The 22,658-nt window shown below is 54.9% G+C and carries 16 protein-coding genes; 12 read left to right on the top strand and 4 right to left on the bottom strand.

The genetic code is table 11. From position 1 onward, the window contains the following. Positions 1-58 precede the first annotated feature (58 nt). On the top strand, positions 59-841 hold the full coding sequence (locus DID98_RS18525; RefSeq protein WP_124571177.1) for an SDR family oxidoreductase: 783 nt from the start codon (positions 59-61) through the stop codon (positions 839-841). Here the strand turns inward: DID98_RS18525 and DID98_RS18520 are convergent. Further along, positions 744-1,808, bottom strand: coding sequence for a hypothetical protein (locus DID98_RS18520; protein ID WP_260428090.1), 1,065 nt, complete (start codon positions 1,806-1,808; stop codon positions 744-746). The genes DID98_RS18525 and DID98_RS18520 overlap by 98 nt on opposite strands. 697 nt (positions 1,809-2,505) lie before the next feature. On the opposite strand from DID98_RS18520, the gene DID98_RS18515 reads away from it, so the two are divergent. Continuing rightward, entirely contained in the window at positions 2,506-4,590 is a 2,085-nt protein-coding gene (locus tag DID98_RS18515) for a capsular polysaccharide biosynthesis protein (protein WP_260428089.1), read from the top strand. On the opposite strand, the gene DID98_RS18510 is transcribed toward DID98_RS18515, so the two are convergent. Continuing rightward, entirely contained in the window at positions 4,532-5,992 is a 1,461-nt protein-coding gene (locus tag DID98_RS18510) for a capsule biosynthesis protein (RefSeq protein WP_260428088.1), read from the bottom strand. The genes DID98_RS18515 and DID98_RS18510 overlap by 59 nt on opposite strands. On the opposite strand from DID98_RS18510, the gene DID98_RS18505 reads away from it, so the two are divergent. The 10 genes from DID98_RS18505 (at position 5,991) to DID98_RS18460 (ending at position 19,949) form a co-directional block, all read left to right on the top strand. After that, positions 5,991-8,081: a glycosyltransferase family 2 protein gene (locus DID98_RS18505; RefSeq protein WP_260428087.1), complete on the top strand. Its 2,091-nt coding sequence runs from the start codon at positions 5,991-5,993 to the stop codon at positions 8,079-8,081. The two genes, DID98_RS18510 and DID98_RS18505, sit on opposite strands and share 2 nt — an antisense overlap. 79 nt (positions 8,082-8,160) lie before the next feature. After that, on the top strand, positions 8,161-9,273 hold the full coding sequence (locus DID98_RS18500) for an ABC transporter permease (RefSeq protein WP_124520039.1): 1,113 nt from the start codon (positions 8,161-8,163) through the stop codon (positions 9,271-9,273). A 49-nt stretch (positions 9,274-9,322) separates the two neighbouring features. Then, entirely contained in the window at positions 9,323-10,417 is a 1,095-nt protein-coding gene (locus tag DID98_RS18495; protein WP_260427826.1) for a polysaccharide biosynthesis/export family protein, read from the top strand. A gap of 11 nt (positions 10,418-10,428) precedes the next feature. Beyond that, positions 10,429-11,244: an ABC transporter permease gene (locus DID98_RS18490; protein WP_124519929.1), complete on the top strand. Its 816-nt coding sequence runs from the start codon at positions 10,429-10,431 to the stop codon at positions 11,242-11,244. Next, positions 11,244-11,900, top strand: coding sequence for an ABC transporter ATP-binding protein (locus tag DID98_RS18485; protein ID WP_124540631.1), 657 nt, complete (start codon positions 11,244-11,246; stop codon positions 11,898-11,900). The genes DID98_RS18490 and DID98_RS18485 overlap by 1 nt, the downstream gene beginning before the upstream one ends. A gap of 54 nt (positions 11,901-11,954) precedes the next feature. Beyond that, complete coding sequence (locus DID98_RS18480) at positions 11,955-12,509, top strand: hypothetical protein (RefSeq protein ID WP_124571175.1); 555 nt, start codon at positions 11,955-11,957, stop codon at positions 12,507-12,509. A gap of 57 nt (positions 12,510-12,566) precedes the next feature. Continuing rightward, positions 12,567-16,592: a glycosyltransferase gene (locus DID98_RS18475; protein ID WP_185640871.1), complete on the top strand. Its 4,026-nt coding sequence runs from the start codon at positions 12,567-12,569 to the stop codon at positions 16,590-16,592. Between the two features lie 19 nt (positions 16,593-16,611). Then, on the top strand, positions 16,612-17,517 hold the full coding sequence (locus DID98_RS18470) for a glycosyltransferase family 2 protein (RefSeq protein ID WP_124519921.1): 906 nt from the start codon (positions 16,612-16,614) through the stop codon (positions 17,515-17,517). Between the two features lie 48 nt (positions 17,518-17,565). Next, positions 17,566-18,630 (top strand): DUF563 domain-containing protein, encoded by a 1,065-nt coding sequence (locus DID98_RS18465; protein WP_185640870.1) that lies wholly within the window; start codon positions 17,566-17,568, stop codon positions 18,628-18,630. 410 nt (positions 18,631-19,040) lie between these two features. Beyond that, a complete protein-coding gene (locus DID98_RS18460; protein ID WP_124571172.1) occupies positions 19,041-19,949 on the top strand; it encodes a heparin lyase I family protein in 909 nt (302 codons plus the stop codon). A 116-nt stretch (positions 19,950-20,065) separates the two neighbouring features. Here the strand turns inward: DID98_RS18460 and DID98_RS18455 are convergent, their stop codons facing one another. Both DID98_RS18455 and DID98_RS18450 read right to left on the bottom strand, forming a co-directional pair. Beyond that, positions 20,066-21,232, bottom strand: a complete 1,167-nt coding sequence (locus DID98_RS18455) for a nucleotide sugar dehydrogenase (RefSeq protein ID WP_124571171.1) — start codon at positions 21,230-21,232, stop codon at positions 20,066-20,068. Positions 21,233-21,289: 57 nt separating this feature from the next. After that, positions 21,290-22,648, bottom strand: coding sequence for an aminotransferase class I/II-fold pyridoxal phosphate-dependent enzyme (locus DID98_RS18450; protein WP_124571170.1), 1,359 nt, complete (start codon positions 22,646-22,648; stop codon positions 21,290-21,292). Positions 22,649-22,658 lie beyond the last annotated feature (10 nt).

Below are 22,658 nucleotides of genomic sequence, written 5' to 3'. Positions count from 1 at the left end.
GGGGCATGTCGGATAATGCTGCCGAAAATATCACGATCCAAATCCATATCTCTCGACCATGCCTACACGAAAAAACGGGGTTCCGCGTTGCGTGCTGATTACGGGTGCAACGGGCGGCATCGGTTCCGCGCTGGCGCAGGAATATGCGCGTGCCGGCTCGGCGGTACTCATTTTGCACGGCCGCAATACCGCGCTGCTGCAACAGGTGAGTGACGCCTGTACCTCGCTCGGTGCGCGTGTCATCACGGCGGCATTCGATGTTCGCGATCACGAGACGTTGCGGAATTGGGTCAGCGAAATGAGCGCGGCCGAAGCGCCCGATCTCGTGATCGCAAATGCCGGCGTCAATATCAATACCGGCCCCGGGCATCAAGGCGAAGACTGGGAGGACATGCACCGTCTGCTGGACGTGAACGTGAAGGCAAGCATCGCCACCGCGCATGCGGCGATGCCCGCGATGCGCGCGCGCCGCGGAGGGCAGATCGCACTGGTCAGCTCTCTTGCCGCATGGCGAGGATTGCCCGAGACGCCCAGCTACAGTGCGAGCAAGGCTGCGGTGAAGGCCTACGGGGAAGCGATGCGCGACGGGCTGGCTGCGGAGGGTGTCAAGGTCAACGTGATCATGCCTGGCTACGTCGAGTCGCAGATGTGCTTCGATATGCCCGGTCCGAAGCCATTCCTCTGGAAAGCGCCGAAGGCGGCGCGCGTGATACGCGTGGGCCTGAGCACCAATCGTGCGCGAATCAGCTTTCCATTCCCACTGAACCTCGGATGTTTCCTGCTGGCCGGATTACATCCGGCCGTATCCGGCTGGTTCCTGAGTCGGCTGGGTTACGAGTAAGCGCGACTTGCTCGGGCGCGGTGCGAATCATCCCGATCGGGGCTGGCTGTTCGGCAGGGGGAAGTTGAAGGAGCTTCTGTGCGGCCACGCGCAGTGCGTGTAGGCGGGCCGGATCGCCGGCCAGCGCGCATAGTGCATCCACCCAGATCTGCGGATCATTGGCGAGCAAGAGGCCGTTCTCGGCGTGCCGGATGACCTCTTGATACGGACCCGCGGCGGCATACAGCCCCACCGCGCGGCAGCGGGCGATATCGTAGGCCTTCACGTGCGCGCGCGTAGTGTTGAACGCGGAGGGTAGCAGCGGGGCGAGGCCGATATGCCCGTCGAGAAGGCGGCAGTGGCCGCGATAGTTGGCCCAGTCCATCGGATGTACGACCCGTGTGCGTGGCAGGCTGCGAAAGAGCACATTCACCGCATGCGCGCCAATCAGCTCGAAATGGACGTTCGGACAGCGTGCGAGCACTTGCGCGATGATCGGTTGCAGCCATGTGATCTCGGCTTCATGAGCGGCGCTGCCGTGATAGAACACGAGGATCGGCGATTCCGGTGCGTCGACTACAGCGTTGCGTACCTGCAGCGGGCGGGCATCCTCCGGCAATGCACGCGGCGTCACGAGTTTAGCCGCCCGCTCCGGATAGCGATCGCGTAGTGCCTGCGTCGAAAACCAGTATTCCGTGGCAAGGTCGCGGATGTCCGCGGTATGCGCATGGCAGTATTTGCGGAGTTTTTTCACATACGGGCGAGGCAGCCCGTTCCATGACCGTGGCTGCAGCAGGTCATCGTCCATGAAATACACGATTCGCGCCAATTGCGCGCGATGAATGTGCAATGCGCGCGCCCATCGCGTGTTCAGGTAGCGGATGATCACGACGGCCGTCCCGGGTGCCAGGTCACCGGATTCCGGCAATGCACTGTCCAGGTTTTTATAGACGACAGGCAGCCCCGACTCCCGCAGGCGCGGCAGCACGTAATAATCCGTGGACGGATTTTCACCTTGATGCAGAACGAGCCAACGTAGCACCGCCGTGTTGCCACGGAGGTGAGACGGGCCGTGTGCCGATTTTCGGTATAGGAGCCTGCGCAACATCAGAACATCAAATGCGTGTGGTTGGTCGGCGCGCGTATGCGCGACTCGTGCAAAATCATCCCGGCATGAGCGGGCGTTCTGGACTTTTTGTTGATTGGGTGATTCTAAAGATGTTTGATCGTGTGTGCGCAACTGGCAATGACAAATTTATATGGCTCCACCCTCGTAATAATTTTTAATATTGTAAATTATTTACATTTGTGATGTCGGTACAGGTTGATGTTGCATCCGCAACCGATGGCAGGCCATGGGGCGGAGCGGCCGCTCCAGTGTGCATTCATCGGCTTGCCGGCCTCTTTGAAGGGGATTGCCCGTTAAAATATCGACATCGACCGGATACGGCAGTGGTGGCGGGTCGAGAAGTACAATGCGATTGCTCCCGCGCGAGGATGAGGGCAGGTGGTGAGCGCATGAATTGCATCGTGCGCGCAGCATTTCTGCCGTTGTCGTCCGGTTGCGCGGATCGATATCCGAAGTCCGCTCGACATGACCATCCCGGTGGGCGCATCGATATTCCATTACTCCGGCTTCGCAGGATATACCTCCGCTTTCGGCAATTACCGGATCGCGTGAGCGCGTGTGGCCGCATTTGTCGAGGCTCAAGTTTTTGACTGATTTTTCTGTTGGCCGGGGCGAATTCGCCGGGCAGCCGCTTCGAAAAGCGTCGACAGGTTTGCCGCCGCGCGCCTATACGATGGCGCCCGGCGTGAACCGCATCCCGACACTCGCCGCGTTGCTGGATGATTTTCAACTGCACTACCGGCCGGTGGGCCAGCCGGTCGCGGGTGCGGGTGTCCTTGCATGGGGGCGCCGTCCGAGCGCAATGGCCGCCGAGCGCTACGCGAAGAAACATGGCCTCACGGTCTATCACATCGAAGACGGCTTCGTGCGTTCAGTCGGACTCGGCAAGGACGACCCTCCGCTTTCGGTCATTTTCGACGATGTCGGGCTTTATCTCGACGGCAGCCAGCCATCGAGGCTGGAATCCCTGATTGCGCAGCCGCTGCGCGACGACCAGATCACGCGGGCTCGCGCACTGGCTGCGGCATGGCGGGACGGCCGCGTGTCCAAATACAACCACAGCCGCGACCTGGACAGGGCATTGCCCGATGGATGCATATTGGTCGTGGACCAGACGCGTGGCGATGCCTCGATTTCCTGCGGTCTTGCCGACGCGTCCAGCTTCCACCGCATGCTGGAAGCCGCGCTGCGCGATCATCCCGATCGCACGATTCTGCTCAAGGTTCATCCCGACGTCGTGTCCGGCCGCAAGCAAGGCCATTTCGATCTCGACGCGGTGCGCGCGATGCCGCGCGTGCGCGTGCTGGCCGACAGCGCGCATCCGGCCAGTGTGCTGCCGCTGGTTCACGAGGTTTATACGGTGACTTCGCAACTCGGTTTCGAGGCATTGATATGGGGGCTGCCGGTGCGTGTATTCGGCATGCCGTTCTACGCGGGGTGGGGGCTGACTCGGGACGAGTTGCCGGCACCCGGGCGACGCGGTATGGCCACGTTGGAGCAACTCGTTCATGCTGCGCTGATCGATTATTGCCGCTATGTCGATCCGGAAACCGGCAAGCGCTGCGAGGTTGAAGCCGTGATCGCGTGGCTGGCGTTGCAGCGCCGGATGCGGCAACGATTTCCCGTCGAGATCGATGCGCTCGGGTTTTCAGGTTGGAAGAAGGACTATGTGCGTCAGTTTTTCGGCGGCAGCGCCGTTCGATTTCGCTGGCGGATGCCGCGGGCGAGCGATGCCGCCGTTGCCACGTGGGGACGCAAGCTTGACGACCGGCTTGCCCCCGCATTGTCCGCGATGCACCCGGTCATCCGCGTCGAGGACGGCTTCGTGCGCTCCGTCGGCCTCGGCGCCGACCTGACTCGCCCGTTGTCGTGGGTGCAGGACGACGTCGGCATCTATTACGATGCCACCCGGCCTTCCAGACTGGAAATGCTGCTTGCACACGCGACGTTTTCCGCCGAACTGGTTGAACGTGCAGCCAGTCTGCGCCGGGCCATCTGCGATGCGGGCATTACCAAGTACAACCTCGCGGGCCGCGCGAACTGGAGCCGTCCGCAGGGGCGGCGCGTGATTCTGGTGCCCGGACAGGTCGAGACGGATGCGTCGATCCGCTTCGGTGCGTCGGATATTCGCAGCAATATGGATCTGTTGCGTGCGGTTCGGGTCGCCAATCCCGATGCGTACCTGCTGTACAAGCCGCACCCGGACGTCGTGGCCGGCCTGCGCAATGTGGGGCGCGGCGAGGGCGACGCAGCGCAGTGGTGCGACGAGACGCTTGGCTCAGTTTCGTTTCACGAACTGCTCGGCAGCGTGGACGAAGTGCATGTGCTGACGTCGCTGGCCGGGTTTGAGGCGCTGATGCGTGGCGTGAAGGTCGTGACTTACGGGCAGCCTTTCTACGCGGGCTGGGGCATGACACGCGATGCCGGCTTGACGGAAGCGGTGCGTCAGCGGCGCGCTCGTGTGCTGAAGCTCGACGAACTCGTGGCGGCGGCGCTGATTCTGTATCCCACCTATGTGAGCCGAACGACGAAGCGCTTCACCACGCCGGAGCGGGCACTGCAGGAACTCGTCGAATGGCGTGCTACGCCGCAGGTGCCACGTTGGCGCCACTGGGTTGCACGTCTGTTTCGGGAGGCGTGATGACCGGGGCCACGCCCGTTGCCGGTTCGATACCGCTACCGCGCAGCGAGCCGAAGATCGGGACATTCGACTGCAGCGCGCGATCGAGCCGCGGGGGCGGGTCGACAAACGCGCCCTGGCCATTGACCTCGTCGTTCAGCACGCGACGCACGATTTCGGCGCATGCCGCATCGCGGCCCGCGCGGTTGTAGAACGAGCCGTGTACTTGAACGGTGGCGGCGATCGCCGCCACGAAATCCTTGAGCAGCGGCTTGTTGACGCGCTGCGGTTGAGTCCAGAACGTTTCCAGCGGCCCCTGGTGCGTGAGTCCTTCGATGTCGTACATCGCCATGCCCAAGACTTTTACCGGGCAATTGGCACGTAGCGCGTGCAGACCGACGGTCGAATTGACCGTAATTACACCTTGACTGTGTTTAATCGTGCGTTTGAGATCGCAATCCGTCACAGCGATGACACGCGATGTCACGCCGTGACGTTCACTCGTGCGTGCGACAAATCGCTCCCAGCGTTCCATCCCGTTGTCGAGCGGATGTAGCTTGATGATCAGCGAGCCGTCCTGCGGCGCATGCTGAGCGAATGACGAAATGACTTCCTCGATCACGTGCCGCTGATCGCTGTACGCGGAATTGGCGCGTAGCTGGTAATCGGCCTGCATTTGCAGCGCGAGCATCCAGTAGCGGTCGTCGGAATGGCGCAATACGTCGGCAGCCGCTACCCGTGCCGGTTCATACAGTCGCTGGCCAATCATGCGCGGCAACCAGCGCAGATAATCCAGTAACGGTAAGTAATATTTGTCCGTACGATAGAGTGGGAAGAAGTATGGCACCAACGAGGTCAGGAGGTTATAAAGGACCTCGTTGAACGCCTCCTGCCCGAAAGAATGTGAATAATGTGCGTCGTCCTGTTTCAATGGGCCGACACGGCGGGCGATCGCGCGAATCGTTTGCGGATCGGTGGGGAAGTGCGACAGCGTGCCCATTCCGCCGCGCTCCAGCGTTAGCCAATCGGGGCGCAGATAGCCGAATTCGACCGCGTACGTACGAATGCCGAGCGATTCGGCCACTTCGCGCGCGACCGCATGATAGGGCAGGCGATCAGCAAAGTAGAGGATGTCGGTAATCTGGTGCTGTACCAGATAATCGCGCAGAAAACCAGCCCAGCGGCTAAAGCGCCCACGGTAGTTGACTGCGCCGGATTTGCGCCAGTAGGCCCAGTCTCCCAGCGAAAAATTGATCCGATGCGTGCGTGCGCCCGCCGAATCGAACCGCTCGCATAGTTGACGCCAAAAAAGCGAGGGCGGGCCCTGGAGAAATAGTATAGATCGGCGCATGTTCGATACTTCTAGGTTTATCTGGTCATCCTCTGGTCGTGAATTATAATCGCGGATCCAAAGTGGCGTCATGGTCAAGACAGGTAGTGACGAAGTGCTGGTTAAAAAATCTGAGAGGAATGGCCGCGCGACCATGGCGTGGCTGATAGAAGGGCTGGCGGTGGACAAGGGCAAGGCGCGCGTTGCTACCGCAGTGCTTACCCTGGATGGCGCTCGGACACAATATTTAAAAGTCTTGATAAGCAGCAAGGGACGCATACAGGAGCTAGTCAAGACTGACGCGGCTGTGCGGGCGATCCATTTGATCGTGGACGGCGCCGAGCAACCTGCTCGCATGGAATTCCTTCAATATCGCCGCTTGAGTTTCGCAGTGTATCGTTTGCGACAGCTATGGAGAGTGGGATGCACGTTGTACAAGCAGCCTTGGCACAGGTGTATCCGAGCGGGACTCACGCCAGCTACGCTTTTCTCCGATATTGATTACGCGTACGATGTGGCTTGCCGCTTTCGGGCAAATGTGTTTCGTGGCGGCTACTCGGGGTGGTATCAGGATTTCTATGCTATTACGCCGACGGATCGCGCCCTGATGAGTCGTCGTGCTGCAAGTTGGCAGTTCTCACCAAGATTTAACATTTTTTTGTCGGCAAACCGGCAAACTACACAGGCCGATATCGACGCGACGCGAACCAGTTTGGCGGCGCAGACTTATCAGCGATTTGACGTCGAATTGGTGACGGGCGATTCGGCTGAAGAATGGTCCCGTTTGATGTCGACGACAGTCGAGCAGAACGAGTGGCGCCTTGTTATCCGCGCGGGAGTCACGCTTTCGGAGCAAGCGTTATTCTGTCTCGCGGACGCTGTAGTCAAAACGCCGGATGCTGCTGTTATTTATGCGGATCACGATGTCGTCGGTGCAGACGGTCAATTGTGTGATCCCGTTTTCAAGCCGGATTGGTCCCCCGAGCTGCTGCGCTCCACTAACTACATTGGAGAGGCGTTCGTCTGGAACGGCCGGTATGCATATCGTCTGCCTGAATTCGGTGCGGACGTGAATGGCGCGAATGTCGCTCATGCATTACTGCTGCGTTTGAGCGAACTCGGTTCACCGATGGTGCACGTCCCTGCCCCGCTTTGGCATATCACGCCCAGAGAAGGGCCGGTCGATGGCGTTGAAACGGTGAGTGCGGTGACTGCGCATTTGCGCCGCGTCGGGATCTCGGCGGAGGTGGAAGGCGCGGGGCCTGGCAGATGCCGGGTGCGTTACGCGATAGCGGAGCCGGCTCCGCTGGTCAGCATCGTCATTCCGACGCGCGATCAGTTGGGGCATCTGCGTCGTTGCATCACCAGTGTGCTGGAGAAGACGCGCTACGGGCCGTACGAGATTCTCGTCGTGGACAACCAGAGCGTCGAACCCGAAACACTGGACTACCTGCGGAGCTTGCAGCAGGTGGCCAATGTTCGGGTGTTGGCGTTCGATGAGCCGTTCAATTACTCGCGTATCAACAATGTGGCGATTGCCCACGCGAGGGGCGAGTTGGTGTGTTTGCTCAACAACGATACCGAGGTGATTTCCCCGGAGTGGTTGGGGGAGATGGTGGGGGTGTTGTCGAGCGGTAACGTGGGCGCGGTCGGCGCCAAGCTGCTTTATGGAGACGATACGGTCCAGCATGCGGGCGATACGGTGGGGCCGGGCGGGTGCGCGAACCATTTGCATAACGGGATCGGGCGGAACGAGCCTGGTTATTGTGGACGGGCGTTGGTTGCGCAGGATTTGTCGGCGGTGACGGCGGCGTGTTTGTTGACGCGGAAGGTCACTTATCAGACGTTGGGGGGATTGGACGAAACGCATCTCAAGGTAGCTTTTAATGATGTGGATTATTGCCTGCGCGTACGAGATGCGGGATTTCGTGTGGTGTGGACCCCGCATGCAGTGCTGTATCACCATGAATCGGTTTCTCGGGGCAAGGATGACAAACCTGCCCAACGACGCCGGTTCAACGCCGAGGTCAGTCATATGCGAAAGCGCTGGGCGCATCTGATGCATCACGACCCTTACTACAATCCGAACCTCAACTATCTTCAGCCTGATTTCTCCCTGGCGGCAATGCCAGATATTCAGCGGCCGTGGACGAGGGGTAATCGTTCAAGCGCGCGGCAGTAGTGCAACAAAAAAGTTCCATGTCGATCCTGATGCCGAATTGTGTCCGGCATCGCGTGAAATTATAAAGAATGCAAAAGAAATGAATCTCGATAGTATCAAGAAAAACAGGCTATTCCTGTACATGGTGGTGGTGCCTATGATACTGGCCGCCGTGTACTACGGAATTTTGGCGCGCAATCGTTACGTCAGCACGTCTCAAGTTGTCGTCCACAAGGTCGGTTCGAGTGACGATGCGGCTGCAGCGCAAATTTCGGGGTTGGCGGTATTGATGGGTGGTGGCGCGCTTAGCTCAAGCGCAGAGACGTTGTATGTTCGTGAATTTGTTATTTCACAGGATATGCTCGATATCCTGCAAAGCAAGTTGAAGTGGAGTGAGCATTACTCGGGGCATACTCGCGATATGTGGTATTACCTTTCGCCTAATGCATCACGAGAAGAGGTGTTGAAATATTATCAGAGGATGGTTCATGCGCAATATGACGAAACCACCGGGCTACTGACTATCGCCGTCGATGCGTTCGATCGCGATTTCGCAAAGCAAACATTGGCTCTGATCATTTCGGAAAGTGACCGGTTTGTTAACGAGATATCTCATCGATTGGCGCGTGAACAAGTTAGCTTCGCCGAAAGCGAAGTTGCTCGCTCCCGTCAAGTCTTCGAAGGGAAGCGGCAAGCACTGCTGAAGTTCCAGGGCGCAAATAACGTACTCGACGCGCGTCAGACCGCACGTGCACGGAACGAGGTTATTACAACGCTGCAAGCCGATCTCGCGAAGGAAGATACGGTTCTGCGAGCGCTCCACGCGAATTTTGCGGAAGATAGTCCGCGAGTACGACAGCAAAAAATTAGAATTCAGGCCATCCAGGGTCAAATCGCCGCCGAGCAGGAAAAATTGATCGCCAAGGATTCGCAGAATCAAATGAACGTGATCGCATCCAGGTATCAAGCGCTGGAAATTGACGCAGGGATCGCTGAAGATGCTTATAAGGGGTCCGTCGCGTCAATGAATACGGCGCGAATTGAAGCGGCAAAGAAACTCCGCAGTTTGGTTGTCGTAGTCAATCCGAATATGCCGGAGGAATCTCTGTTTCCGAGGCGCATGTATAGTCTCTTTACCGCTTTGGTTGTTGTTTTGTTGGTCTATGGGATTACATGTTTTGTCATTGCTACGATCAAAGATCACCAGGACTAGAAGGCGGGGAGCGGCTATTATGTACAGAAGTATGATTTTGAAGTGCGGTGTGAGCGGTCGTCGCTCTGTATCCGTAGGTGCGCTGCTCGTCGGCATGTTGATCCTGGGTGGTTGTCAGACCTTGTCCGGCACAGGTCCTCGAGTCGCAGAAATAACGTCCGAAAATAGTGCGCAAAATGCGGCCTACCCGTATCAGCTCATTTCTCTGACGCCGCAAAACGTAGGTGCATATGTGCGCAGGCCGGAAGGCGAGCCACTGAAGCACGTGGTGTTTCCGGCTATGATGGACGTACGGTTGATGCCCGGCGACGTACTTAAGGTGATGATTTCCGACGACAGCGGAGAAGCTGCTGTATTTGCGGCGCTGGCGCAAGGTGGAACGACCTTTGACAAAGTCCTGGTGGACGCGTATGGCGCAATATCGCTTCCCTATCTCGGTAAAAAGAAAGTAAGCGGGCTGAGTCTGTCAGAAGCAGAGGACCTTATCCGGCGCGGCCTCAAAGGCCGCGCCGGAGAACCCCAGGTCCATGTGGAATTGGTGAGCGATCTGTCCGGTTCGGTTCTCGTTGCCGGTGCAGTTAAGAATCCGGGCCGCTTCTCGAAACTGAAGGGTCCGTTGACATTGCTAGATGCGATCAATCAAGCGGGCGGTCCGGTCCTCGAACCGTACTTGATCAATGTTGCCCTTCGCACTGGCAAGTCCGTACAGGTGTTCAATTATCAAGATTTGTTGGCGGGAGGGAATATTCCCGTACCACCAAACTCCGAGGTTGTGCTGGATCGGGCGCGCAAGCGATTCGTCGCCATGGGTGCCGTTGGTGACCCTGGTCTGCACGATCTGCCCTCTGCTACGCCAAGCCTGCTGGAGGTGCTTGGTTCCGTGCACGGATTAAGTGAGCGGAGTGCGAATCCGAGCGGTGTATTTGTATTCCGTCTATCGGACCGTGACGAGAACGGGAAGAAGACTGCCCAGGTGTTTCACGTCGACATGCGTGAGCCGGCATCGATGTTCATGGCGAAAGACTTCCTCGTTCTGCCGGACGACACGGTTTATGTGACCAATGCACCTGTTTACGAGATGCAAAAGATCATTACGCCAATAGTTCAGGTGTTGTTGCTCGGACAGAGAGTTGATTCATTCTAAGGATTTGAATTATGGAAACTCTCGAGCGTTCATTTAAGACAAAGCGTCCGCCTATAAAGATAGTTAAGGCAGTGTTGTTTGCATTGTTTATGCGGGAGATGCAAACGCGTTTCGACGCCCGGAGAATGGGTTTTATCTGGGTGATCATGGAGCCGCTGGCAATTTTGACGGTGGTCATGATTTTTCATGCCCATTTTTGGCATAACCCGGTCTTGGGCGTGGATTTCGTAGTTTATATGGTGAGTGGCATCGTGCCATTTAACCTGATGAGAAGTATTCCGTGGAGAATGGTTGACTCTATTCAGGCAAATCAGGGGTTGTTCTCGTATCGACAGGTCACACCTTTCGATACGTTTGTTGCTCGCGTGATTGTCGAGATATGCATATATTCGTTCGTTTACTTCATCATCTGCTTCTTTCTCGTAGTCTGGTTTGACCACGATTTGCTTATTGCCGATCCGCTGGAGTGGTTGCTGGCGTTGTCAGTCGGTGTATTCCTGTCGTTCTCCATCGGGGTCCTGTATGCAATTATCGGAAATGCGATCCCTAACAGCGGAAGAATATTGAAGCTGTCGTACATTCCCCTGTATATAACTTCGGGGATATTTTTTCCGATCTGGCGAATTCCCGCTGAGAAGTTACATTTCATGGCAATTAACCCATATGTTGCGGTGATCGACCAGATTCGCGCTGCGATGATCGATAACTATCCGGCAACAGAGGGGTTAGGATTGGGTTATCCGTTTATCTTTTCGCTCATCGTTTTGCTGTTTGCGATGCTTTTGTACAGGCGTCGCCGTCAAAATTTGAGGGTGGTTAATACATAATGATCGCGCTCGATAAGCTGACCAAGTCATATGTAACCAAGCTCGGTCGAAAGTATATATTTCGTGATCTTTCGTTTGTCGTGCCACCCGACAAGAATATTGCATTGATCGGCCGAAATGGCGCTGGGAAAAGTACGCTGATGCGGCTGCTATGCGGAACGGATGTTCCGGATGCAGGGCGAATACTCACGGATAAACGAATCTCATGGCCGGTGGGGCTTGGTGGCGGATACCAAGGGTCATTGACGGGGCGCCAGAACGTGAAGTTCATATGCCGAGCATTGGGGGCCGAAGGCGATACCATGGAGAAGATAATCAACTATGTTCAAGATTTTGCTGAACTTGGCGATTACTTCAATCAGCCAGTCAAGACGTATTCGTCGGGGATGAGTGCTCGATTAAGATTCGGAATGAGTCTGGCATTTGATTTTGACTATTACATGGTCGACGAGGCAATGTCCGTCGGCGATGCGCATTTTCGAGCAAAAGCAGAGAAGGAATTCAAGAAACGTGTAGGGCACTCCAATTTGATTGTCGTTACTCACAACATGAATCAAGTAAGGAGTCTGTGTGACATCGTGCTGCTGCTGCATAACGGCACGGTTAAGATATATGACGACGTAGAGGAAGGCATTCGCGTCTATACGGATCTTTGAGGAAATTCGTCGGAATGTTGCCTAATTCTGAGGGGGCTGTAGTGAGAGACTTGTATGATTGATGATCAAGGGCGTGCAAAGATGGAAGAACTCGAGCGTTACGTTCAGGAGATTGATCGTCAAAACAAAAGATTGATTTCTTCGTGTGATGATTTGAAGAGGAGCCTGAATCGACGCTTCCGCGAGCTTGGGCAGCTGGCGCGGTTGCTGGAAGAAAAGGAGCGTGAACTCGCTGCTAGAGAAAAAGACGTTCTTCTATACAAGACGAGGCTGGAAAGGATAAAGGAGACCGTGTCCTGGAAGATTACGGCTCCATTGAGAAAATTTGAAATTCCGTTCTTCGAAGATTCTCAAAGTAAAGAGTTGAAAAAACGTCGACGAATTATTGAGAGATCTGGCTTATTCGATGCAAATTGGTACTTGATGGAGTATCCGGATGTGGCCGAAAGTGGGCAAGATCCAATTCTGCATTATTTGATTTTTGGCGCCAAAGAGGGGAGGCGTCCAAATCCGAACTTTATCGCAATATCCGATCTATCGGCGATGTCGAGTAATGCGGAAAATAATCCACTGCTGCTAAGTATTGCTGCCAATAAAAAATCCAAATAATTGTATTCCACGAGGGCTGGGAGAGTAGTTATGGCGAGTGAGTTTCAAGAGTTTTCAGTGAAAATCGATGAAGAATGGTACGCACGGGAGTATCCCGATGTTGCATTCTCGGGAATGACTCCCATTGAACACTATCGAAAATACGGAATTTTGTTTGGGCGGCCGGCACGCCCTTCGCCCGTCGACAAAAAGGACGATCCGGTGCGTTCGGTTGGGTATCTTCCCAGGCTCCAACCGGATCCTGTGTCGGTTAGTCTTGACAAGGGTGAAAAGAGATCGCCCGGCGAGCGCGATAAGGGGACGCGTGCCACCGATGAAACAAAGGAGCGAGGATCCGCTCAAAAGTCGACTGAGAGGGGCGAGGTAGCTCCGGGCGATCCTGTCAAGGAAGGGCGCGCGATTCAGATATCGGAAAAAACATCATCGGATGTGCGGAAGGAGGAACCTGCCAACTCTCGGCTTTCCGAGGCCAAGCATACTTTCCAGGAATTGATTCGCGTCGTGGAGGCGAGCGGCCTATTCAATAAACCCTGGTATCTGTCTGAATACAAAGATGTCGCTCGACGAAACATCGATCCTGTTTCGCACTATGTGAGGCATGGCGGGCGAGAGGGGCGTGATCCGGGGCCTGCATTTAGCACCAAGTGGTACGTGAGCGAGTATGGCACGGAGATTCCGGAGGGCATGAATCCACTGGTTCACTTTTGCCTGTTCGGAAAATTGAAAGGATACCTGGCGAGACCGCCCGTGCCGGAGTTCAAGATCTGGTGGATGGGACTCAATTCAGTCGAACGAGACGGAAGTCTTCAGTCTGAAGAAAATTGCTCGTCCATTCGAGCGGCATACGAAATGGCCGATCGACTGCAGAGCAACAAGCATTTGCCTGCTGTGATTATTCCGGTCTATAACGCACCAAGAGAGGTTGACGACTGCCTGCAAGCCGTACTGGCACATACGGAAAATGCATGTCGCGTTATCGTAATTGACGACGCGAGCCCGGACCCTAGAATAAAAAAGGTTCTAGGCAAATACAAAGGGAAGCGAAATGTCGAAATTCATGCCAATAAGTCGAATCTTGGGTTTACGAAGACCGTCAATCGAGGAATAGCCTTGGCTGGGCGAGCAGACGTCGTCTTTCTGAATTCGGATACGAAAGTAACGCCTGGTTGGCTCAGGAGATTGAGGTACGCTGCATATTCGGAAAAGAATATTGGAACGGTGACACCTTTCTCCAACAACGCTGGTGCCTTCTCGGCGCCGGTCGCCGGCCCGGAAGAATCCCCAGTTCCTGAATGGTTGAGTCTCGACGAGTACGCTCGCGCAATTTCGCAAGTTTCCAGGAGAGAGTATCCCGTCGTTCCGACCGGAAACGGATTCTGTCTGTACATAAAGCGTGATTGTCTCGATGAGGTCGGGGAACTGGATGCGGCAAGCTTTCCTCGAGGCTATGGGGAAGAAAACGAATTCTGCATGCGTGCCGGTCGTCTCGGTTGGCGTCATATCATCGATGACACCAGTTATGTCTATCACGTGCGATCTGCTAGTTTCGGCGATTCCAAGCGCGACTTGATGGCGGCCGGAAGGCGAGTTGTCGATACTCGATATCCAAATTACTCTACCGTCGTGAAGGAGTGCTTCAACTCCCAGTCGATCAAAAACGCGCGGCAGCAGGTTAGGATTGCTACGGACGCCCTAAGCGGTCAAGGCGATATAGCGCGACCGCGTATTCTCTATGTATTGTCGACGTATACGGGAGGGACGCCGCAAACGAATCAGGATTTGATGCAGTCTCTGACCGACAGAGTAGAAGCCTTCGTTCTTCGTTGCAATAGTAGACGTATGAGCCTGATGTACTACCAAGATGGCGAGTACATTGAAATGGAGGCTCATATCCTCGCCAATGAAATCAAGGCATTTCCGCATCGAAGTGAAGAATACGATGTTGTGATTTCACATTGGTTGATCAAGTATGCATTTGAGCTCGTCCACGTGAGACATGTCGCGTGGCACAGCTTCGGGCTGATAGAGCAGGCGAAAAAGCTCGAATTGCCCGTTGTATTTTCGTTTCATGACTTTTATACCGTTTGTCCAACGGTGAATTTGCTCGACGAAACCAATACGTTTTGCGCCGGCAGCTGCACGGCCAGTTCCGGCCAATGCAAACATTCGCTGTGGACGGAACCCGATTTCCCGCCCCTGAAAAATAATGCAATCAATCAATGGCGAGTGATGTTTGATAAGCTGTTGCGTAAATGCGATGCATTTGTGACGACAGCGCAAAGCGCGAAAGATCTGCTGGTGAAAAGCTACCCGTTTCTAGCCAGTCGGCAATTTTATGTAATTCCGCATGGACGGGATTTTGCTGAATTTGATAATTTGGCATGTCGTTACGATAATCGGGAAAAGCTGAGAATTCTGGTTCCGGGAAATATTTCCAATTGGAAGGGCGCGGGTGTCGTAAAATATTTGAGCAATCATTCCATCGCTCGCAATTTCGAAATGCACATTATGGGAAGTGCCGCTGAAGAGTTATTGGCCGCCCCTGGAGTCGTGTTTCACGGAAAGTATGAGCGGGGGGAGTTCGCGGAAGTTGTCAAGAAGATCAATCCGCATATCGGTGCGGTATTCTCCATTTCCCTTGAGACATATTGTCATACTCTGACCGAGATGTGGTCGCTGGGTATTCCAGTGCTCGCATATGATCTTGGCGCTGCAGGCGACCGAATCAAGGACACGAAGGCCGGTTGGCTGGCGGACGAGGTGACACCCGAAGCGGCGCTCGAGGCGATTCTCCACATCAAGGAAAATTCCGAAAGCATCGTAGAGAAACGGGCCAATGTTCTGGAATGGCAAGCAGGTGAAGGCTTCTTGCACGATTGCCATTACATGGCACATCGATACTTTGATGTATATCGTTCGCTCATGTGTGGTGGAATACTCAATAATTCGGATGCGCGACCGAAAATTGGCGTTCTCACTCCGAACTCACGAGTCTCGAACTATACGCTGCAGACGGCTCCTGCCTCGACGCACATTCGTCTTGGTGAGAAAACGCTCGATAACCTCGAACGGCCGGTTCGCTATGAATACATCGAGAAAAGCGCAAATCCAGACCGATTGATGTCGCGCTATGACGCATTGTTGATTCAAAGAACGGCGGTAAATCATGAAAATGTCGCCGCGATCATTGATGCCGCCGATGGTCCGACTGTTCCGATCATTTTCGAGCTGGATGACGATTTGCTGGAGAGATCCAAAATCGATGCGCGAGCGGGAGGTGAGTATGGAAATTATTTGGAATCGATCAGTACACTGATTTCCCGGGCCTCCCTAGTGACTGTTTCAACTCAAGAGCTCAAGGACCGCTACGAGTCGTTGAATAGCCGCATTGTGGTCATCGAGAACGCCGTCAGCGATCGTCTCTGGTTTTCGCCAGTCGAGGCGCAGGAAGTCGGTTTTCTAGGGACCAAGGAGGCGGATGCTCGATGGGTGATCTACATGGGTTCCACCACGCACAGCGACGACCTGGCGCTCCTCAGGAATGCCGTGAACGAAGTGCAGACGAAATTTCCGAATTTCAAACTCTTCACAATCGGTGTTACGTCGACGAAAGAGGACTGGTACGAATCTATTCCGGTTCCATCTGATAAGAAGAACTATCCAGATTTTGTGCGATGGTTGCGAGCCGTTATGGAAGAGATGGATTTTGGCGTTGCTCCGCTCGTCGATTCGAGGTTCAATTCCGCGAAATCCGATCTTAAATTCATTGAGTACTCGGCGGCGAGGTTGCCCGCGCTGTGTAGCCGCGTTCGTCCGTACGTCGACGTGGTCACTCACGAAGAGAACGGCCTTCTGGTCCAGAACGACGACGAGTCGTGGACACAAGCGTTACTGTACGCGTGTGAGCACCCGGAAAGGTTGGCGGAAATGGCCGAAAAAGGTTATAAGTACGTCGCGACCCAGCGCTCCGTGCGTATGCAGGTAGAGTCGTTCGATGCCACGATGTGTGAGGTAATTGAAAGAAATGCGATCAATAAACGTCGTACAAGGTCGAACGCGAAAACGAAATCGCGATTGGGTTAATTTTTATGGTGAATGAGTTTTGAAAATTGGGATTGCCGCCATATTTAAGAATGAATGCGAGTCCATCGTCGAATGGGTTGCATACCATCGCGCTGTTGGTGTTGATTATTTTTTGATTGCCGACAACGAAAGTACGGATGGGTCAGGTGAGCTGCTAGATAAGATGGCTCAGGTGGGTTTGGTCAATGTGATTAATTTCGAAAATCCACATGAAGAGCGACCCCAATTACCGGCTTACACGTATATGTTGAAAGTATGCCCCAGTGACGTGGATCTGCTTGCATTCATAGATGCAGACGAATTCATTTTTCCGATGGATGGCACCGAGTCAATTCGGCCGTTGTGTGAGGATATATTTTCAAATCCGGGGGTGAGTGCGTTGGCACTGAATTGGGCGACCTTCGGGTCGTCCGGGCATGTCTTCGTGAAGCCAGGGTTGGTTATCGACAAATTCACAAAGATGGCCGAAATGAATTTTGGGGTGAATAACCACTACAAGAGTATCGTTCGTCCACGCAGCGTCGATTTTTTCGAAAATCCGCATCATGCGAAATTAAATTCCGGTCGATACGTTGATTCGAACGGAAATGATGTTGTGTGCCACGAAAGGCACGGTCATGGGCTGAGCCGCACGGTGGTTTGGACACGGGCGCGTATCAATCATTATGCGGTCAAATCATTAGAGGAATTTATTGTCGGGAAGAGCCGTAAGGGCAGTGCGAGTCGTGCATCGAGAGTAAAGCATGCTGATTATTTTTATCGTCACGATAAAAACGATGTGGTGTCTGAGATGCCGGCATCTCTGCATGCGAAGGTGATGGGCGAGATCGCCGGTATTCAGGCCAAAATTGCATTGGTTGAACCCGTCGTAGGAGGCGAGAAATCGATGGGGTTGAAAAAAATTATGAAAATCTTCGGTCGATAATGCTCGTTTATGAGTGTTAATGCGGGGATTGATTTAAGGGAGTGTGGGATGGCTGATAAGGTGGTCGCGACGAAGGAGTCACCGGGATTTCTGATTTCCCCCCCGGTTGTGCAGGGCGAATCTCTTAGTAAAAATATTTCGGATCGCCAGATGTCGGCCTGGAACGTCGGAGGCTGGGCGGGCAGAGACATTCGAGTTCTCGAAATTGAAAATGCACTGGTCCTGCACAACGGATTGGTCTTTCGAGGGGATGGTACAGTCGTTTCCGAGAGCGCGCGAAACTTCAATGGTGATACCATCGAGAAAGCCAAGCTCCAGTTTTCGGAACTCTATCAGTCCGCTAGTCGACTCGATAAAGATGCGTTACTTTGCGCGCGACCCGGTGGAATATGTTATGGACATATTCTAGTAGAGATAATGGGCAGTGCTTGGATTGGGCATAAAATGATGTCCGATCGTTCATGGGCACTGCTTGCCGGAACACGGCCCGGGATATTCGAACTGTACAAGCAAATCGCGCGCTATTCTGGCATGAGTGATGTCGAATTCCTGAATATCGGAACTTCGCCGACGGTCGTGCGTAAAATATATATAGTGGATGGCTTCGCTATTACCGGTGAATATGTCTCGCCGTTGCTGAAGAATTTTTCTGAGCGTATCGTCGAAGGTATGGGAGGCCTTGCCGAAGGTCGTCGAACCCGAAAGTTGTTTGTTGCTAGGAAACCAAAAGACGGTAGAAATATCAATAATCACGAAGAGGTGCAGTCATTTTTGGTGTCTCAGGGCTATCAGATTGTTTATCCAGAGGACCTGGAGTGGAGCGATCAAGTTCGATATTTCAGCGAAGCTACGCATATCGTTGGCGTGATGGGATCTGCATTGAGCACGGCAATGTTTTGCAAACCCGGAACCCGACTGCTCCTGATGACGCCACCTGGAATGCTCGATACTTTCTTCTGGAGAATAGCCGCAATCTGTCGATTGGATTACCAAGAGTTGAGAGTCAAGACACTAGACAGTGAGAGATCCAAGGAGACGGGGCGGCCGTTGGACAAGGATGTGTATGTTGATCTCGGTTTGTTGTCTGACTGGATTTTTTCCAGTCAGATATGAGCGATTGACGAAATGATGCAGAAGATGCGGCCGCTTTAGTAGATTTTTCACAATTCGATCGCTAATGAGGTTGGTGACGACTGCTTTTTGCCTGGGACGAAATGCATTCAGGTGCGGCGGATGGTAAAGGTCGGCGTCTCATTGCGTGCTGATAGAAATTTTAATCTTATTGAATGGATAAAATAATCGGCTATCGTGAATATATGGCGATCTTCATTTCATAATCGTTCATGCCAACGATGAGTCGAGTGTATGACATAGTGGTATTGTGGCTGGGTGACGCGCGGCGGTCTGACGGGCTGCGCGGCATTCCGCCCGCGCGAAGGCTCCGCCCGTGGGGGCGCGTAAGGTTCGACTCAGCACATGTTCTGCTTTGACGGAAAATTCGTTTTACGGATAAAGACGAAATCATGCACAAAAAGCTACGTATTGCTTCTCACTTTGCGGCAACGATTCGCAGCATTCTTTTTAAAAAAAATATCAATCGAAGGAATTTGAATGTTGTTGCCGTCGCATTGATGTTGTTGCTCTCGATGGAGCGGACAAGCTGCGCCAGTTCCGCTATAAGAGAATCGAATTTCGATGACTCTGATAGCACGATTTCGGAGTTTAATGGAAGTTACCGTTTGCTCTCTCAAGGCGGAAGAAAATTCAATATGCCGTATCAGGGGCAGTCTTCCGAGCCCCAGTTCAGCAGAAGGGCGGTCAGGCCGGGTGGCCGGTCGCTGAAATTGACCATCGGTCCTTCTGCGCCGGGGCAGACGGAGAACGATCGATCGGAATTTACCCTGATGCACCAGGGCGATCCGTCCGGCCTGCGGCTCGGCGAGAGTCGCTATATTGGATTTTCGATCTTCTTCGACGAAAAGAGCTTCCCTCCGCCCTCCAGAGAAATCATCGTAAGCCAGGTGTGGCAAGCATATAAGGAGAAGAAAACCGGCCCGCCGGCTTTTATCGTGATGCTGCCTGGCAAGGATGATCTGAGTTTTGTTCTCGCAACGCGGGACGACAGCAGCGAGAAGTCAACCCAGGTTCCGTTGGGGCATGTCCATTTCTTGCGCAATAAATGGAATTCGGTGGTGTTGCATGTGCTGCCTCGTGCCGTGAATGATCCGAGCGGGCCCGGGGAGATAGAAATGTGGCTCAACGGCCAATATCTCGGCGGAGCCCGCCGGTCTTGGGGCTACGCGGTTCCAAACTCCGTCAATGCCTTCGATGTGAGAGTCGGCTTGTACGGAAATCCCCAACCCGCTGCGCACAGCGTGTGGATCGATCAGGTCCGTTGGGGGATGACGCGAGAGTCCGTAACGCCGAATTGAGGCGTTGTTTCACGGTCGTCAGGTGGGCGTCCAGTCAATGACGGACTGGACACTACTTGCACTCGAGACACAAGCGAAACGAGGGATGCCGAGAAAAGCAGGGTCAGATATTTTGCTTAGTTTTCGCCGAAAAAATCTCGTGTATATATCTTGTCTGCCACGTCTCGAATCGCATCCGTTATGCGATTGCTTACGATCACGTCAGCTTCCCGCTTGAACGCTTCGAGATCCTCTACCACTCTCGAATGAAAGAACTGCGACTCCTTCAGCGTCGGTTCATACACGATTACCTCGACCCCCTTCGCCTTGATCCGCTTCATCACGCCCTGAATACTTGACGCCCGGAAGTTGTCCGAGCCGCTCTTCATGATCAGCCGATAGATCCCGACAACCTTGGGCTTGCGACGCAGCACGTCTTCAGCGATGAAATCCTTCCGCGTGGTGTTGGAAGCCACGATCGCTTGAATCAGGTTCTGCGGCACCGCCTTGTAGTTGGCGAGAAGCTGCTTGGTGTCCTTGGGCAGACAGTAACCACCGTAGCCGAACGACGGATTGTTGTAGTGGCCACCAATCCGCGGATCAAGACAAACCCCGTCGATGATTTGCCGCGTATCGAGCCCGTGCGTTGCCGCGTAAGTGTCGAGTTCGTTGAAGTACGACACGCGCATCGCGAGGTAGGTATTCGCAAAGAGCTTGATGGCTTCTGCTTCCGTCGAGTCGGTAAAAAGAACCGAGATGTCCTTCTTGATCGCGCCTTCCCGAAGCAGTTCGGCAAAAACCTTCGCCCGTTCCGACTGCTCGCCGACGATGATCCGCGACGGATGCAGGTTATCGTGCAGCGCGCGGCCTTCGCGCAGGAATTCAGGCGAGAAGATCACGCGATCGCAATCCAGCTCCCGTCGAACCTTCTCGGTATACCCGACCGGCACGGTCGACTTGATCACCATCACGGCCTTCGGATTGATCGCCTTGACGTCCTTGATCACGGCTTCGATCGAGCGCGTGTTGAAGTAGTTGGTCTCCGGATCGTAGTCCGTCGGCGTGGCGATGATGACGTAGTCCGCCCCTTCATACGCATCGTGCTTGTCGAGTGTCGCGCGGAAGTTTAGACGCTTGTTCACGAGATAGTCTTCGATCTCGGCATCGATGATCGGAGACTGCTTGCGATTGAGCATCTCCACTTTCTCGGGAACGATGTCCAACGCGACGACTTCGTGGTGCTGGGCGAGCAAAATCCCGTTGGAAAGCCCTACATAGCCGGTGCCGGCGATAGCGATTTTCATGAGTTATCGTTTATTGAATTTGAACAAGAGTGGCCCTCGACCCCGAACGTACTGCGACTACCGTTTTTCGAGCAACACCTTCATCGCCTCAACCGTCCTGTCGATCTGCGCTTCACTATGCGTACAAGCGATGAAGAACCGTAGCCGCGCCGACTGCTCCGGAACGGCTGGATAAAGAATGGGCTGCACATTGATCCCTTGCTCGAAGAGCGCGTCCGACCATTTGGTCGCCCGCAGCGAACTCCCGAGAATCGCGGGAATCACGGCAATCCCCGCGCTGCTTCCCGTATCGATCCCCGCGGCCTTGGCCTGCGCAAGAAAATACTGCCCGCGTGCCTGCAACGTCGCCACGCGTTCCGGCAACTCCAGCATGCGCCGCAGCGCCGCGAGCGAAGCCGCGGCCACCGGCGGCGGCATCCCCACGCTGTACAGGAACCCGGGCGCCAGAAACTTCAGGTGCTCGACGAGCGCGGTTTCACCGGCGACATAGCCGCCACAGCCGGCCAGCGATTTGCTGAGCGTGCCCATCCAGATATCGACGGCATCGCCGGTGAGGCCGAAGTGCTCGCGAATCCCGCGCCCCGTCTTGCCCATCACGCCCATCGAATGTGCTTCGTCCACCATCAGGAAAGCCCGATGGCGGCGTTTGATGTCGACAAAGCGCGGCAGGTCGGGGTAGTCGCCGTCCATGCTGTAGATGCCTTCGAGCACGATCAGCACGCGCTCGAAATGGTGCCGCTGTTCTGTCAACAACCGTTCGAGCGCATCGGCGTCGTTGTGCGCGAACGAAAAGCGCTTCGCGCCGGAAAGCTGGATCCCCTGCAGCACGCTGTTGTGGATCAGCTCGTCGTGGATCACCAGATCGCGCGGTCCGAACAGATAGCCGATCGTGGTCACGTTGGCCGCATGGCCGCTCACGAACGTGATGGCGTCGTCGACGCCGTACAGATCGGCGAGCGCGCGTTCGAGCTCGCGGTGGATCGGGCGTTCGCCCGATACCAGGCGGCTTGCCGACACGGACGTGCCGTACCGGTCGATCGCGTCCTTGGCGGCCTGCGAGACAACCGGATCTCCCGACATGTCGAGGTAGTTGTAGCTGGCGTAATTGATGTACGTGTTGCCGGCGATGTCGGTCTGCGCGCCGGCAGTGCCTTCGTGCAGCTTGAAGAACGGGCTGCGCACGCCGAGCCGGGCGGCGCCGTCGTTCATGATGCGCAATTGGCGGTAGCCCGGATACTGGTCGAAGCGCGTGTACGCTTCCGGCACGGACGAAGCCTTTTTCCGGCCCGCGACGGGCGAGGCCGCGGGCTGGTCGCGCCCGGCTTCGCGCAGCTTGCGTTCGAGTGCCTGCTGGATGAGCTTGTTCTTCAGGGCCGAGGTCAGGCCCGGCAGGCCAGTGGTCTTGGTCTTGCTCATGTCGTCGCGC

This window comes from Burkholderia sp. Bp8984 (assembly GCF_003853755.1).
GTDB lineage: Bacteria > Pseudomonadota > Gammaproteobacteria > Burkholderiales > Burkholderiaceae > Burkholderia.
The sequence above is the reverse complement of the archived record's forward strand: the minus strand, read 5'-3'. Positions and strand labels throughout refer to the sequence as shown.